This is a genomic window from Exiguobacterium sp. s5, assembly GCF_018618075.1.
Lineage (GTDB): Bacteria > Bacillota > Bacilli > Exiguobacteriales > Exiguobacteriaceae > Exiguobacterium > Exiguobacterium mexicanum_A.
In genome coordinates, this window is record NZ_JACSLK010000001.1 from 624,956 (window position 1) to 640,422 (window position 15,467).

Genomic DNA, 15,467 nt, shown 5'->3' on the forward strand with positions numbered 1-15,467 from the left:
TAAAGGGAAGCGAAACTAGAGTTAAGGAAGTGACACCATGCCATACGAAAATGGAATGCATAGCACAGAAGGAGACGTCAACGTCTCACGTCACGTCGTCGAAATGATCGCCGCAGTCGCGGTCAAAGAGACGAAACACGTGTCGTTCACGCAAGAAGATACGAAACTGTCGGAGCGTGCGCTCATGAAGCACGTCAAAGTCGACGAATCGTCAGAAGGCGTCACGATCAACTTGTCGCTCTACATCGCTTACGGTCAATCGATCGTCAAGACGGTGACAGCCGTACAAGAACGCATCACGCAAGACATGGATACGATGCTCGCGATGACACCGCTATCGGTCAACGTGAAAGTCGTCGGCATCCAGTTGTAAGCAGTGGGAGAGGCGAATGCTTCTCCTGCTTTTTTATTTTTTTGCGAAAGCGGTTGCATGATGATGGCTTTTTCATTTATAATAGAAATCGAACAAGTGCAACCGTTTGCATCAATGACCAATCGTGCAACGGGTACTTGTCAAGTTCCCTTAATGTAGTCTGACGACAGAAACATTAGAAGGAAAGGCGGAAAGCATGTATGTCGACGATTGAAGCAGTCATTTTTGATTTGGACGGTGTCATCACTGACACCGCGGAGTACCATTACCTCGCTTGGAAACAACTCGGAGAAGAGCTCGATATTCCGTTTGACCGCGAGTTCAATGAGACGCTAAAAGGCGTGAGTCGGACGGACTCGCTCGAGCGCATCCTCGCGCTCGGTGGGAGACAGGACGATTTCACACCGGATGAAAAAGCGGAACTCGCACAGAAGAAGAACGAGCATTACGTTGAACTCATTCGACACATCTCTTCAGACGATTTGTTGCCGGGCATCATTTCATTCCTCGATGAAATCAAAGAGGCTGGTCTCAAAATCGGAATGGCCTCGGCTTCTAAAAACGCATTCGCGGTCGTAGACGCACTTGGTGTCCGTCATTACTTCGATCACATTGTCGATGCAGCAACTGTCGCCGAATCGAAACCACATCCCGAAGTGTTTTTGAAGGCTGCCTCTGCCCTTGGCGTGAAACCCGAACATGCCATCGGTGTTGAAGACGCAGCCGCAGGCGTGACTGCAATCAAAGCGGCAAACATGTTTGCTGTCGCCGTCGGGGAAGAATCGATGCTTGGTCATGCAGACCTCATCGTCGCTTCGACCGACGAACTCTCGCTCGCACGCATCCTCGAACGCGTCGGCGCGTAAAGACTACGATCATCTTCCGTGAGATGACGACTGCCCCGAACAGTCGTCATCTTTTTTGTGTTGGGTCAAAAGACCTAAATAGATAAAAGTGCCTAAAAACAGATGACAAGCACATTACAAAACCGTTACACTTTTAATTGGGAATAAGTAATAACTGGCAATAATTGATGAAATTGGGTAATGGGGAACATCAATTAAGTGTAGAGGAGGACTTGTGCATGGAATCTACGGACGTCAATGAGAATATCTATCGGGAACTGATGGAGATCGAAGAGTCATATCGTCAGTTGCAACGCCGGGCGGAATACTTGATTTCAGAGTTGAACCGAAACAAGCGCGAAGAGGAATCACTCCTCGATCCGGCGAAACGACTGCGCCCGCGTCGCGTCAATCAACGTTATCCGCTCGAGGTCTACGTCCATCAGGTAACAGACCTGTTGAAAGAACGGAAGACGATGAGCGTGCGGGACATCCAAATGGAGCTCGAATTGCGCTATCGACATCACATTAGCAATATTTACCAATTGATGGTGAAAATCGAATCGGTCAATCCTGACATCAAAAAGATTGGCCGCGGCTTGTATACATACGAGGCCACGGATGAAGTGACGACGCATCCGGCCCACGCCTGAACGTGACCCGACGAGACGACCTCGTCGGGATTTTTTCGTTGTAACATTTCTGATACGTCTCGCCTCAAGGGAAATATGCTATAATTCGCCAGAGTCTATTTTTTTATGAGAGAGGAACGTTGGCCCATGCTATGGATTGCCATGTTGGTCAGTTTTGTGATGGCCATCTTGATCACGCCGCTCGTTCGCCGGTTTGCTTTTCTGATCGGAGCGGTCGATCACCCGAACGCCCGAAAAGTACATTTACGGACGATGCCACGGATCGGCGGCCTCGCCATCTTCATCGCTTTTTTCATCGGCTACGCCTTGTTGCTGCCGACGAGTCGATATAACGATGCCATCTTGATCGGGGCGGTCGTCATCATCTTGACCGGCTTCATCGACGACCGGTTCCAGTTGACGGCCCGCGTCAAGCTGATGGGGCAGATGATCGCGACGGTCATCGTCTTGAACGCCGGTATGCGCATCGAATTGATTAACCTCCCGTTCGACCAGCAGCTCTATCTCGGTTCATGGAGCATCCCGGTGACGGTGCTCTGGCTGATTGGGATCACGAACGCGATCAACTTGATTGATGGGCTCGACGGGCTCGCCGCGGGCGTGTCAAGCATCGCCCTCGGGACGATTTCCCTACTCGCCATCATCCAAGGCAACGTCTATTTGACGATGATGGCCTTGTTGCTTCTGGCGAGCACGCTCGGTTTTCTCGTCCATAACTTCTATCCGGCGAAGATTTTCATGGGAGACACCGGGGCGCTCTTCCTCGGTTATATGCTCGCCGTGTTCTCGCTCATCGGGTTCAAGAACGTGACGTTGTTCTCGCTCGTCGTGCCGGTGCTCTTGCTCGGTCTGCCAATCTCGGACACGATCTTCGCGATCGTCCGCCGGCTCGTGCAAGGCCGTCCGCCGATGTCGCCCGATAAGTCGCACATGCATCACCAGTTGATCGACATGGGCTTCACGACACGGCAGGCCGTTCTGCTCATGTACGGGATGACATTCTTCTTCGGCATCGCCTCGATTCTGTTCGCGAAGACGACGATGCTCGGGGCGGTCATCACGTTCGTCATCGTGCTCATCGTCATCGAGCTGATCGTCGAATCGACCGAGTTGATCCATCCGAACTATAAGCCGATCATCCAGACGTCACGACGCCTGCTCGGCCGGCCGAAGGCCTGATGTGACCATATGAAAACGACCGGGGACACGCGTCCCCGGTCGTTTTTTGGTATCAGTACGTCGTCGTCTCGCTGAAACCGTCTTCCGTTTCATTCAAGCCGTCGCCGGTTCCGTTGTCACTTTCTTCCGCCGTCACCGGCAGGCCGAGCTCGCTCTTCAAGAGTGTGCGCTTCTCGCTCAAATCGGCCGGGTCGAGTTCGTAGTAATACACACCGCCGAGCGTCAAGTCACCGCCTGCGAGCGTCTCTTGGTTGAACGAGCGGAGCGACTTCGTATACGGCTGCAGCTGTGACGCCTCGGACAAGGACATATTCGTTCGGATGTTATCGCCGACCGCATTCATGATCCGGTTGAGCTTCGTGAACGAATTGATCGTCGTCGCCTCGTTGATGATGGCCTCGAGCACCTGCTGTTGACGTTTCGCCCGTCCGACGTCACCCTCGGGGTCGTCCTTGCGCATGCGCGCGTAGGCGAGTGCTTCTTTTCCATCTAACATTTGGACGCCGGGTTCGAGCTCGACGTTACCGGTCGCCCGGCCCGAGATTGGGACGAGCACATCGACCTCGACGCCGCCGACCGCATCGACGAGATCCTCGATGCCGTCAAAGTTGATCGTCGCGTAGTAGTCGATCGGAATGTCGAACAGCTTCTCGACCGTCGCGATCGTCGTGTCGATGCCGCCGTAGGCGTAGGCGTGGTTGATCTTGTCTTTGAACTCGCCGTCCGTCGTCACGATGTCGACGTATGAGTCGCGCGGGATGCTGACGAGCGTCACTTGGCGCGATTCCTTGTTGAACGTCGCCACCATGAGCGAGTCGGTCCGTCCTTCCTCGAGCGAGGCACCGCCATCGACGCCGGCGAGTAGGACGGAGAAGTGATCTTTCGTCAGGTCGACCGTCTCTTCCCGACGGTCCGACTTGTCACCTCGTGTCAGCTCGCTGTTCGTGTTCTCCGCCGTCTCGTTCGCCTTAAAGACGAAGTAGCCGAAGGCCGACCCGCCAATCAACAGGACGAGGCCGAGCACGAGCAGGACGATCTTCCACACGGGGCGTTTCTTGCGGGAGTCTTGTTCCATGTCGTCTCCTCATTTCATTCGTTTCCTTTAGTATACGTGACCTACCGCACAAAATCACGTTCGATGATGCGCTGGTCCTGGGTCTCGAGTCCCCCTTGACCGTTCGTCAAATCGACGAGCCATGCCATCGCGGCCTCGGTCTCTTCGACCGGAACCGAGATGTGGAACGTGACGGTGTCCGCGTAGACGATGTCGTCGAGGAGGTACGACGATTGCCGCAGTTCGTTCTCGACCTTGCCGATCCAGCCGTAATCGACCGTGAGCGTCAAGCGTTGCATCGGGATGCGCTCGACGATGCCGACCGCGTCGAGCCCTTCGCTCACCGTGCCGCCGTATGCGCGAATCAGTCCGCCACCGCCGAGCTTGATGCCGCCGAAGTAGCGGGTGACGACGACGACCGTGTCTTTCAACTCGCGTTTCCGGAGCACCTCGAGCATCGGCAGCCCGGCCGTCCCGCTCGGCTCGCCGTCATCGTTTGCTTTTTGGAACTCGTTCCGTTCGCCGATGATATAGGCCGAACAGTTGTGATTGGCGCTCCAATGGGCCTTTTTGATGGCTTGGATGAACGACTGTGCCTCTGCTTCAGAGGTGACCCGTTTGAAGTGGGCGATAAATTTTGACTTTTGAATGACGACCTCGTATTCTCCGTCTTGTTTTATAGTATAATTTTGTTCAGTAGACATTTCTGAAAATTCTCCTTTCTATTTTTGAATATTTTTTTTAAAATTCAAGTAGGCGTCAACGCCTGGTGCGGCGAATGGGAAGGAGAGCCTCCATTTTTTACTGTAAACGAACGTTCCGCAGTCGATAATAGGAATAGATGAAGACTTACTACCGAATTATTAGGGGATGGCATCGTGAATCATATTACCGATCGTACAGCTTTAGAACATATCATAACAAATATGATTGATACGGTGACGGAAAGTAAAGAGGAGATCGTCCGGATTACCGAGAGTTCGGCCAACGAGTATTCGTTGATTCAAAACGAACTGAAAGAGTTGACGCAAAAGATCGAGTTTTATATCGAGGAGTCGGAACGGCTCGACCTGCTCGTGAAAGCGGCGAAGAACAAACTCGTCCAAGTGAGCAAGAAGTTTCATATACATAGCGAGCAAGAGATTCGAGAGGCGTATGAACGCGCCAATCAAATGCAGCTCGAACGCTTCCTCATCCAAAAAGAAGAGATGGCCGGCCAGCAGCGTCGCAACGACCTCGAACGTCGCCTGCTCGTCCTCGAGGACACGATCGAACGGGCCGACAAACTCGTCAGCCGCGTCTCCGTCGTGCTGAACTTCCTTCGGGACGACCTGCAGCAAGAGTACTCCGACATGATGAAGAAGCAAGAGATGGCGATCAGCGTCTTCGAGGCGGCCGAACGGGAACGGCGCCACCTCGCCCGTGAGATGCACGACGGACCGGCGCAATCGCTTGCTCACATCTTGATTCGGGCCGATTTGATCGAGAAGACGTTCGACAAGCGCGGGAAAGACGAGGCGTTCGCCGAACTGCACGAGCTGAAACGCCTCATCCGCGGCGCGCTCGTCGACGTCCGGCGGCTCATCTATGACCTTCGTCCGATGTCACTTGACGACCTCGGCTTCTTGCCGACGCTCGAGCGATACCTCCATCAGACCGAGGAATATACGACCATCAAGACACGGCTCAACTACCGGGGGTCTCGGGCCCGATTGCCTGAGAAACTGGAGATCAACGTGTTCCGGCTCGTCCAAGAGGCCGTCCAAAACGCGATCAAACACTCGAAGACGGCGGAGATCATCGTCAACGTCGAGCAAGCGCACGACGCGATACATATTCATGTACGGGACCATGGGGTCGGATTCGTGCCGAGCACGATTGGCGAGGAGTCATTCGGAATCGTTGGGATGCGGGAACGGATCGAGCTTGTGAACGGAAGCATGACCATTGATTCGGAAGTCGGCAAAGGGACGGTCGTCCGCATGTCGATTCCAATCACGTAAGACAAGAACAAGGGGGAGTATCCAGATGGAACAATTACAAACACGCATCGCGATCGTGGATGACCATGAGCTGTTTCGAGAAGGCTTGAAACGGATCTTTGATTTAGAGGATGAATTCACGGTCGTCGCCGAAGGACGGACCGGCACCGAGGCGATTCGCATCGCCGCCGACCACAAACCAGAGATCTTGATTCTTGATATCAACATGCCTGAACTGAACGGGATCGAGGCGACGAAACAGTTGTCGGTGCTGTCACCGGAGACGCGTGTCCTCATCCTGTCGATTCATGACGACGAGTCGTACATCACGCATGCGCTCGAAGCGGGCGCATCGGGCTTCCTGCTCAAAGAAGTGGCTTCGACCGAGCTCATCTCGGCGGTCCGTTCGGTCGCGAAAGACGGGGCGTACCTGCACCCGAAAGTGACGACGAACGTCTTGAAGGAATACCGTCGCTTGCTCCAATTCAAAGGGGAGCAGGCCGGCCGTAACGTCGAGAATCGCACGGACGATCCGGTCTACCAATTGTTGTCGCGCCGTGAAGTCGAAGTGTTGCACTTGCTCGCCGAGGGCCGCTCGAACCGCGACATCAGCGACATGCTGTTCATCAGTGAGAAGACGGTCAAGAACCATGTCTCGTCAGTGCTTCGTAAGATGGAAGTGAACGACCGGACACAAGCCGTCGTCGACGCCATCCGCCGCGGATGGGTTGAGATTTGACCTCTACCGATGCAATACATCGTTTTTATGCTACAATATGGAATGGAATCCACATTCAATTGGAAAACGAAACGATGTAAAGTGAGGATATAGCATGGGAAACATAGCCATTTTGACCGACAGTACTGCCTATTTGCCGGCCGAATTTTGTGAGCGGCACGACATCCACGTCGCCCCGCTCAGCGTGATCTTTGACGGGGAGTCATTCCGCGAAGCCGTCGACATCACGACCGAGGCGTTTTATGACCGGATCGAGGCAGGGAACTTGCCGACGACTTCCCAACCGAGCATCGGGGAAACGATCGAATTGATTGAACGTTTGCCGGACGAGGTGACGGATGTGATCGCGATCACCCTCTCGAGCGGGATCAGCGGCACGTACCAGTCGATGATCGCCTTGAACGGTATGGTCGACGTCAACGTCCACGCGTTCGATTCGGAGATCTCATGTATGCCTCAAGCGTTCCTCGTCGAAGAAGCGATCCATCTGCGCGACGCAGGTGCGTCGGCACAGGAGATCATGGCTCACCTTGAAAAGATGCGCGAGTTGATTCGTGCGTACTTTGTCGTCGATGACCTCGACCACCTCCAACGAGGCGGACGACTCAGCGCGGCACAGGCGCTCGTCGGATCGTTCCTTCAAATCAAGCCGGTGTTGCATTTCCAAGACCGGTTGATCGTCCCGTTCGAAAAGATTCGGACGTACAAGAAGGCGGTCCGCCGCATCGAAGAGATGATGGAACAATCGATCGAGGGCGACGGTGCAGGCTACTGTATCGGCATCATCCACGCCAATTGCCCGGACCGTCAGGCCGAGGAGATCGCATCGATGAAACAGAATTTTCCACAGGCCCATGTCACGGGCGGTCATTTCGGACCGGTCATCGGGACACACCTTGGACCTGGTGCGATCGGCATCACGTGGTATCGCCGCGAGTGGTAAACAAAAGACGGCCATCCGGTCGTCTTTTTCGATAGAGAGGAGTGAGCCTGTGGCCAAATATCGTCAAATCTATGAGCGCCTCGCCGAGCGGATGAAGACCGGGGAATATGCGGCGGAGTCGAAGCTGCCATCCGAGACCGAGCTCATGCATGAGTATGAGGCGAGCCGAGGCACGGTCCGGAAAGCGCTCGACCTGCTCCAAGAGCACGGGTACGTCCGGAAGCATCACGGGAAAGGCGTCTTCGTGCTCCGGCGCGACCAAATCGAGTTCCAATTCAACGGCATCGTCAGCTTCTCGGAAGTGTACGCTTCCTTGCTCGGCCGCTCGATCCAGACGTCGGTCGCCTCGTTCGAGGACATCGAGGCGCCGACTTGGCTCGCCGACCGGATGAACCTTGACCCGGGGACGCGGATGTACCGAATCGAACGGGTCCGGAACTTCGACGGGGAGGACGTCATCCTAGACGTGAACTATTTCGTCAAAGACCTCGTTCCGGGACTGACGGAAGAAATCGCCGCCCGCTCGATTTATGAGTACGTCGAGCATGAGCTCGGGCTCCAGATCAGTTACGCCAAGCGGAAGATCGCGGCCGAGGATGTGACCGAGCTCGACCGGATGAGGCTCGACCTCCACGATTACGAGTATGTCATCGTCATCACGAACGACACGTTCCTCTATGAGGGCAGACAGTTCGAGTATACCGAGTCCCGCCACCGGCTCGACAAGTTTCAGTTCAGTGACGTGGCGCGCCGCTAGTGCCCCTTCTTTCGAAGGGGTCTTTTTTTTTTCGTTTTGAATCGAGGGGAGAGGGAACAAAAATAGTGAACGCCTGTCACGAATTTGTCACGCATAACTTATATAGATAAGTTGTTGACAGAACTCGTCTATATAAGTTAAACTTTGTTTGTACTCATAAGTAACCGTTTTCAACAAACGCTTTCAAACAAAGGAGGCCAACAAATATGAAGGCAGATTATCGTCAAATCGCCGCGGATATCCTTGAAGCCATCGGGGGCAAGGATAACGTCGACAAAGCGGCACACTGTGTCACGCGGCTCCGTCTTTCGTTGAAAGACCAGTCGCTCGTCAATGAAGCAAAAGTGAAAGAAGCTGATCTCGTCAAAGGGGCATTCGAAAACTCGGGTGTCTATCAAGTCGTCATCGGGGCCGGTGACGTCGAACGCGTCTACGCCGAATTCATCAAACTCGCCGGGCTCGAAGCGGCGACGGTCGCCGAGGTCAAATCGGCCGGCGGCAAGAAGATGAACCCGCTCCAAAAACTCGTCAAAGTGTTCTCGGACGTGTTCATGCCGATCATCCCGGCCATCATCGTCGCCGGTCTATTGATGGGGATCAACAACTTGCTCGCGTCGGAAGGGCTGTTCGTCGATGATGCGACGCTGATCGAGGCGTACCCGAACCTGCAAGGACTCTGGGACCTGATCAACATGATGGCGAACACGGCATTCGTCTTCCTCCCGGCGCTCGTCGGTTGGTCGGCGACGAAACGGTTCGGCGGCAGCGAAGTGCTCGGGATCGTCATGGGTCTCTTGCTCGTCCACCCGGACCTCTTGAACGCCTGGGGTTATGGGCAGGCGGCGCTTGAAGGCGACGTCCCGACATTCAACATCCTCGGCTTGTTCGAAATCGAGAAAGTCGGCTATCAGGGTCAGATTCTTCCGATTTTGGCAGCGGCCTTCATCTTGAGCCATATTGAGATGTTTTTGAAAAAACACGTCCCGAACGCGATTCAATTGCTCGTCGTACCGATCACGACCATCGTCGTCACCGGTTTCCTCGCGCTCGCGATCGTCGGACCGGTCACACGCGGAATCGGGAACGTCATCGCGACGAGCCTCGTCAACGTGTTCGAAGTCGTACCGGTCGTCGGTGCGCTCTTGTTCGGATTGTTCTACGCACCGCTCGTCGTCACGGGGATGCACCACTTGTTCATCGCGATCGACCTTCAGCTCATCGCGGAAACGGGCGGTACGTTCATCTGGCCGATGCTCGCCTTGTCGAACATCGCCCAAGGCTCGGCTGCACTTGCCATGTTCTTCGTCTATAAGCACAACGCGAAACAAAAGAGTATGGCGTCGACATCAGCCATCTCGGCTTACTTCGGGATCACCGAGCCGGCCATGTTCGGGGTGAACTTGCCGAACAAGTTCCCGTTCTACTCGGCGATGATCGGGTCGGCGATTGCCGCCGTCTTCATCACCTTGAACGACGTCCAAGCGATTGGAATCGGGGTCGGAGGTCTACCTGGCTTCCTCTCCATCTTCACTGATAAGATCTTACTCTTCATCGTCGGGATGATCATCGCGATCGTCGTGCCGTTCGCGCTCACATTCGTCTTGTCGAAGCGCTATATGAAGAAAGGTGAAATCGAAGAAAATAAAGTAGCATAAGAAGATGACTGACAAGGGGAGGGACGGAGGTTCTTCCCCTTTTCCTGTACAAATGAAAACTCTTACAAAAGGAGACTACACCTATGACACCATCAAACTGGCGCAAATCTGTCGTCTATCAAATCTACCCGAAAAGCTTCTATAGCCCGGAAGGCAATGCCACCGGCTCGATCAAAGGCGTGACGGCCAAGCTCGACTATTTGGCCGAGCTCGGCATCGAATACATCTGGATGACGCCGGTGTACAAGTCACCACAAAACGACAACGGCTATGACGTCAGCGACTATTACGCGATCGACCCCTCGTACGGGACGATGGATGACCTCGATGAGCTCGTCCGTGAGGCCGAGGCGCGCGGCATCGGGCTCATGATGGACATCGTCGTCAACCACTCGTCGACCGAGCATGAGTGGTTCCAGAAGTCGCTCGCCGGCGACGAACGCTACCGCGACTATTACATCTGGCGCGACGAGCCGACGAACTGGGAGTCGAAGTTCGGCGGCAACGCCTGGAAGTATGACGAGAAGAGCGGACAGTATTACCTCCACTTGTTCGACGTGACCCAGGCCGACCTCAACTGGGAGAACGAGCAGATGCGCGAGGACGTCTATGAGATGATGCGCTTCTGGCGTGACAAGGGCATCAAAGGGTTCCGCCTCGACGTCATCAACTTGATCTCGAAGCAGCAGGACTTCCCGGAAGACGACTCGGACGGCCGCAAGTTCTATACGGACGGGCCGCGTATCCATGAATATTTGAAAGAGATGAACCGCGAGGTGTTCGACGGACATGATGTCATCACGGTCGGCGAGATGTCGTCGACGACGCTTGACCATTGCGTCCGTTACTCGAGCCCGGACGAACGCGAGCTCAGCATGACGTTCAGCTTCCATCACTTGAAAGTCGACTATCCGAACGGCGAGAAGTTCGTCGCTGCCCCGTTCGACTTCATCCAATTGAAAGACATCATGTCGACGTGGCAGGAAGGGATGCACGGCAAGGGGTGGAACGCCATCTTCTGGTGCAACCATGACCAGCCGCGCGTCGTCAGCCGGTTCGGCAACGACACCGACCATCGCGTCGAGAGCGCGAAGATGCTCGCGACCGTGCTCCATGGCCTCCAAGGGACGCCGTACATTTATCAAGGCGAGGAGATCGGCATGACGAACCCGGGCTTCGACTCGCTCGACGAGTATCGTGACATCGAGACGCTCAACGCCTATAACTTGAAGCGCGAACAGGGTGTGTCACATGAGGATATGATGGCCGCCATCAAACAGAAGTCGCGCGACAACTCGCGGACGCCGATGCAGTGGGACGCGACGCCGCACGCCGGCTTCACGAGCGGGACGCCGTGGATCAATGTGGCGCCGAACTATCCGGACGTCAACGTCGAGACGGCGCTCGACGACCCGAACTCGGTGTTCTACCACTACAAGAACTTGATCTCGCTCCGCAAAGAGTTCGACGTGTTGACGGACGGGGACTACACGCTCCTCACACCGGACGCGCTCGATGTCTGGGCGTACACGCGGAAGACGGCAGACGAGGAAGTGCTCGTCGTCGCCAACTTCTACGGCCCTGAGACGACGTATGAGATCCCGGCAGGTTTCACGCAGGCCGAGGTCGTCAGCCACAACTATGACGTGCCGCAGCTCGACGGGACGACGTTGTCGCTCCGGGCGTATGAGGCGATCATGTTCTACAAACGGAACGTATAACGAGAAAACTCGCCAGACGAAAAATCGTCTGGCGAGTTTTTTGATTATAGGTGTTAGTCGAAGGCGTCGCGTCGGTCCAATGACCGTGAGACGTTCGCGACATCCCCGATATTGTCGTCCACGACGTCTCCGGCTCGAGTGACGCGCACCCACAACTCAGCTTCGGCATGGGACGGGGACGCGAACAATACGTAATACTTCGCATCGTACAGGGATAAGTACGTCACGTCGGTCATGACGAGTTCCATCTCGGGATACGTCGTGTCGACATACGTTTCGGCTGCTCGGACGGCTCGTTGTTCGGCCGCCTCACTGCCGTTCAGCACATACCACACCCACCAACCGAGACAGAACACGGCCATCATTCCGAGTACGGTCAAGACGTTATGAAGCGGTCGTTTGTGCATCGGACACCTGCTTTCCAATTATTGGGCTACGCTTAGTATAAAAGAGATGTTGCACCGTTCGCCTCGGTCGTAAGTCGCAAATGGCTCAGGTTCCGTACGGGAATGGTGACGCTACATGCTGACAACGCCTCATGTCCGGCGGCTTCTCACATGATATCCTCATTCAAAAAGGACTGATTGTATTGGGACAACTCATCATCGCTCCGACCGGCACGCCCGCCATCCGCTTCGGCATCTGTCAACGCTGTCTGAGCGCGGACACCCGCTCGTTCACGTGCCACCACGGTGCGTGCCGCTATTGCCGGAATTGCCTCCATCTCGGCCGTGTCTGTCAGTGCGACCGTCTCGGGGAAGAAGACATCACGACACCGGTCGAACCGACGGAACTCGTCATGCCGTTCGAGCTGTCGGCCGACCAGCAACACATTAGCTGGCAGTTGCTCGCCTGGTGGGAATCTCGGACGAGCGGGCTCGTCCATGCCGTCTGCGGGGCCGGGAAGACGGAGATGACATTCCCGGTCATCGCGCGCGTCGTCAATGAAGGGAAGCGTGTCCTCATTGTCTCGCCGCGCCGTGACGTCGCCATCGAATGGGTCGACCGGCTCGAGGCCGCCTTCTCCGTCCCGGTCACCCGGCGCTACGGGGGCGGGGATAAGGACACGATTGGGATGATCACGGTCGCGACGGCGCCGCTGCTCGTGAACTTACGACATGTGTTCGATTACGTCCTCGTCGATGAGTCTGATGCCTTCCCGTTCGCCTTCGATTTGGCACTTTGGTGGACACTACGCCGCGCCGGGAAAGGCCTGTTCTTGTTTGTGACGGCGACGCCGACCGTCTGGCAGCGCCAGTTCCCGACCGTGCATCTATCGCGTCGCTATCACGGCCACGACTTGCCGGTGCCGCGACTCGTGCGTGAGACGGGGCAAGCCATCCTCAACTTCTGTCGGCAATACGAGGGGTCCCCACGTTTGCTGTTCGTCCCGACGAAGCCGGACCTTGCCCGATACAGGGAGCTGCTTGAGACAAACGGCTTCCCCTGCAAAGCCGTCTCGGCCGATACGGACGAGCGGACGGATACGCTCGAATGGCTCGAAGCGACGAACGGGATCGTGCTCGCGACGTCGATTTGGGAGCGGGGCATGACCGTGACCGGGGTTCACGTCGCTGTCCTCGACAGCAGCCACGCCTTGTTCTCGTCTCGCGCCCTCGTCCAGATGGCCGGACGGGCTGGTCGGAAACCGACCGCGCCGACCGGGGACGTCGTCTTCTTCTACCACGAGCGCACGTTCCGGCAAGACCGGGCCATCCGCGAGATCGAGGAGGCGAACCGGCGATGAACTGTCTCGTCTGCCGAAAACCGTTCGCTATTCCGTGGAGCCCGGCGACGCTCCTAAACCGGGACTGGGTCTGCCCGGACTGCGAGGGGAGATTGACCCCGATCATCTCGGTCTGCCCGCGCTGCGGCCATCCGACCGAGGACGGGGCGACATGCGACGATTGCGTCCGGTGGCTTGCCCTCGGTCTCGATTTGACCGTCCACTCGCTATATGCATATGACGAGGCGGGTGCGAACTGGCTCCATCGCTATAAATTCGGCGGTGACGTCGTCCTGGCCAACCAGCTGCGCTCAGTACTCCGACAGTTACGAGAACCAGGTGTCGTCTACGTGCCAATCCCGCTCAGTGAGGAGCGGTTGCGGACGCGGCGTTTCAATCAGGCGGAGGTGCTCGCCCGGATGATCGGGCCGACGAAACAGGTGCTCGTGAAAGCCGAGGTTTCAAGTCAGCGTGAACTTGGGAAAGAAGAAAGGCGGCACCGTGCGAACCCGTTCACTGTACAGCGGTTACCGCGCTGTGGCAAAATTGTCCTCGTCGATGACGTCTATACGACCGGGACGACGTTGCATCAAGCGGCGCTCACCCTGCGCCGGGCCGGCGTGGAACAAGTTTCTGCCGTTTGCCTGTTCCGGACGCTAAACAAATCAAAAATGCGTCCGATATAAAGGGCAGAGGTGAATGACTGTGGAAGCAACAACTTGTCAAACATGCGGACGGCTGTTCATGAAACAAAGCCGCTCGCCTTACTGCCCATCCTGCGCGGAAGTCGATTTCCAAAACTTCTTGAAAGTCCGGGACTTCATCCGCGAACCCGCCAACAAACAGACGACGATCGGGGCCCTTGTCGAAGCGACAGGCGTCTCCGAACTTGATATCACGCGATATATCCATGAAGGACGCTTGATCATCAAGGACAACCCGTCCCTGAACATCGCCTGCGTGCGCTGCGGCAATCCGACGAACCAAGGAAAGGTATGCGCGGACTGTCAGACCGACATGCAGCAAGAACTGAAAGGGCTACAAGCCACCGTCACGAAACAAAGCGTTCGCGCTTATCGTTTGGACTAACAACTGAGAAGAGGGGGGACACGTATGCGCATCGATTCTGCAAAGTGGGTACACTTACCGAACACTTATGAGAAGAAAACGCAACCTGAGACGAAGCCCGAGCTGACACGCCAAACGGACCAACTATCGATATCGGCCGAAGCCCGCGCCCGGTTTGAAGAACCGGTGAAACATCCGGAGCGCCTGGAGAAGATTAACGCCTTGAAGGCGGAAATCAACGCCGGGACGTATTCACGGGACGCGCGCGAGATCGCCAAACGCTTTCTACAAGGATGAATGAAAGCGAGGTCCGAGGGAGACCTTCGCATAAATATGATGGCACGGAAGCTGACTAAACAAGGGACACCCTTTCTTTAGTCGGCTCTTTTTTTGGACAAAGGAGAGACTTATGCTCACATTACATACACGGTTACTCGAAATCGCTTATGAAAAAGAACGACTGCTCGTCAACGGGGATATGCCCGCGTTCAGCGAGCTCGTCAAGGAAGAGGCGACGCTCGTCCGACAAATCAAACAAAAAGAGGCGGAACGACTTCAAGGAACGTACATTTTGGACGATGAAGAGAAAGAAGCGTTACGACCGGTCGTCCTCGAGCTGAAACGGCAAAATGAATTAAACGCCGTCTTGCTCGAACAGTCGCTCCGGTATATCGAATGGCATTTGGATATGCTCCTGCCAGAGGCAGATGATTTCACGTACGGTCAACAGGCGCTCGAGACGCGCTCGTTCAGCCGGGATGTATAAGGAGGA

The 15,467-nt window shown here is 55.6% G+C and carries 18 protein-coding genes; 15 read left to right on the forward strand and 3 right to left on the reverse strand.

The window, feature by feature from the left end; translation table 11 throughout:
- Window positions 1–37 precede the first annotated feature (37 nt).
- The 4 genes from KNP60_RS03275 to KNP60_RS03290 all read left to right on the forward strand — a co-directional run bounded on the left by KNP60_RS03275 (window position 38) and on the right by KNP60_RS03290 (window position 3,050).
- Entirely contained in the window at window positions 38–373 is a 336-nt protein-coding gene (locus KNP60_RS03275) for an Asp23/Gls24 family envelope stress response protein (protein WP_034778659.1), read from the forward strand.
- Window positions 374–573: 200 nt separating this feature from the next.
- The gene (gene pgmB / locus KNP60_RS03280) at window positions 574–1,239 is read left to right on the forward strand and encodes a beta-phosphoglucomutase (RefSeq protein WP_214796918.1); all 666 of its coding nucleotides are present in this window, start codon (window positions 574–576) and stop codon (window positions 1,237–1,239) included.
- Between the two features lie 218 nt (window positions 1,240–1,457).
- Window positions 1,458–1,871, forward strand: a complete 414-nt coding sequence (locus KNP60_RS03285) for a Rok-like winged helix domain-containing protein (protein ID WP_034778654.1) — start codon at window positions 1,458–1,460, stop codon at window positions 1,869–1,871.
- A 126-nt stretch (window positions 1,872–1,997) separates the two neighbouring features.
- A complete protein-coding gene (locus KNP60_RS03290) occupies window positions 1,998–3,050 on the forward strand; it encodes a glycosyltransferase family 4 protein (protein WP_034778651.1) in 1,053 nt (350 codons plus the stop codon).
- A 52-nt stretch (window positions 3,051–3,102) separates the two neighbouring features.
- Here the strand turns inward: KNP60_RS03290 and KNP60_RS03295 are convergent, their stop codons facing one another.
- Both KNP60_RS03295 and KNP60_RS03300 read right to left on the reverse strand, forming a co-directional pair.
- Window positions 3,103–4,125, reverse strand: coding sequence for an LCP family protein (locus tag KNP60_RS03295; RefSeq protein ID WP_214796919.1), 1,023 nt, complete (start codon window positions 4,123–4,125; stop codon window positions 3,103–3,105).
- 41 nt (window positions 4,126–4,166) lie between these two features.
- A complete protein-coding gene (locus KNP60_RS03300; RefSeq protein WP_214796920.1) occupies window positions 4,167–4,808 on the reverse strand; it encodes a YigZ family protein in 642 nt (213 codons plus the stop codon).
- A gap of 174 nt (window positions 4,809–4,982) precedes the next feature.
- Here KNP60_RS03300 and KNP60_RS15610 point away from each other — a divergent pair, with 174 nt between their 5' ends.
- The 6 genes from KNP60_RS15610 (at window position 4,983) to treC (ending at window position 11,901) form a co-directional block, all read left to right on the forward strand.
- A complete protein-coding gene (locus KNP60_RS15610) occupies window positions 4,983–6,107 on the forward strand; it encodes a sensor histidine kinase (protein WP_200881489.1) in 1,125 nt (374 codons plus the stop codon).
- A gap of 25 nt (window positions 6,108–6,132) precedes the next feature.
- On the forward strand, window positions 6,133–6,825 hold the full coding sequence (locus KNP60_RS03310; protein WP_034778646.1) for a response regulator transcription factor: 693 nt from the start codon (window positions 6,133–6,135) through the stop codon (window positions 6,823–6,825).
- A 94-nt stretch (window positions 6,826–6,919) separates the two neighbouring features.
- Window positions 6,920–7,768 carry a DegV family protein gene (locus KNP60_RS03315; RefSeq protein WP_214796921.1) on the forward strand — a complete coding sequence of 283 codons (849 nt, stop codon included), beginning with the start codon at window positions 6,920–6,922 and terminating at the stop codon, window positions 7,766–7,768.
- Window positions 7,769–7,859: 91 nt separating this feature from the next.
- Window positions 7,860–8,525, forward strand: coding sequence for a trehalose operon repressor (gene treR, locus KNP60_RS03320; RefSeq protein ID WP_251131336.1), 666 nt, complete (start codon window positions 7,860–7,862; stop codon window positions 8,523–8,525).
- Between the two features lie 206 nt (window positions 8,526–8,731).
- Window positions 8,732–10,180: a PTS system trehalose-specific EIIBC component gene (gene treP, locus KNP60_RS03325; protein ID WP_034778639.1), complete on the forward strand. Its 1,449-nt coding sequence runs from the start codon at window positions 8,732–8,734 to the stop codon at window positions 10,178–10,180.
- An 83-nt stretch (window positions 10,181–10,263) separates the two neighbouring features.
- Window positions 10,264–11,901, forward strand: coding sequence for an alpha,alpha-phosphotrehalase (gene treC, locus KNP60_RS03330; RefSeq protein ID WP_214796923.1), 1,638 nt, complete (start codon window positions 10,264–10,266; stop codon window positions 11,899–11,901).
- 53 nt (window positions 11,902–11,954) lie between these two features.
- Here the strand turns inward: treC and KNP60_RS03335 are convergent, their stop codons facing one another.
- A complete protein-coding gene (locus KNP60_RS03335; RefSeq protein ID WP_138859034.1) occupies window positions 11,955–12,308 on the reverse strand; it encodes a hypothetical protein in 354 nt (117 codons plus the stop codon).
- Window positions 12,309–12,490: 182 nt separating this feature from the next.
- Between KNP60_RS03335 and KNP60_RS03340 the strand changes: the two genes are divergently transcribed.
- From KNP60_RS03340 to flgN, 5 genes are all read left to right on the forward strand, one after another.
- Window positions 12,491–13,648, forward strand: a complete 1,158-nt coding sequence (locus KNP60_RS03340) for a helicase-related protein (protein WP_214796924.1) — start codon at window positions 12,491–12,493, stop codon at window positions 13,646–13,648.
- A complete protein-coding gene (locus KNP60_RS03345; RefSeq protein WP_214796925.1) occupies window positions 13,645–14,313 on the forward strand; it encodes a ComFC family protein in 669 nt (222 codons plus the stop codon). The genes KNP60_RS03340 and KNP60_RS03345 overlap by 4 nt, the downstream gene beginning before the upstream one ends.
- Before the next feature lie 13 nt (window positions 14,314–14,326).
- Window positions 14,327–14,716: a flagellar protein gene (locus tag KNP60_RS03350; RefSeq protein WP_251131302.1), complete on the forward strand. Its 390-nt coding sequence runs from the start codon at window positions 14,327–14,329 to the stop codon at window positions 14,714–14,716.
- A 24-nt stretch (window positions 14,717–14,740) separates the two neighbouring features.
- Window positions 14,741–14,992 (forward strand): flagellar biosynthesis anti-sigma factor FlgM, encoded by a 252-nt coding sequence (locus KNP60_RS03355; RefSeq protein ID WP_034778628.1) that lies wholly within the window; start codon window positions 14,741–14,743, stop codon window positions 14,990–14,992.
- A gap of 112 nt (window positions 14,993–15,104) precedes the next feature.
- Window positions 15,105–15,461, forward strand: coding sequence for a flagellar export chaperone FlgN (gene flgN / locus KNP60_RS03360; protein WP_214796926.1), 357 nt, complete (start codon window positions 15,105–15,107; stop codon window positions 15,459–15,461).
- Window positions 15,462–15,467: the final 6 nt, after the last annotated feature.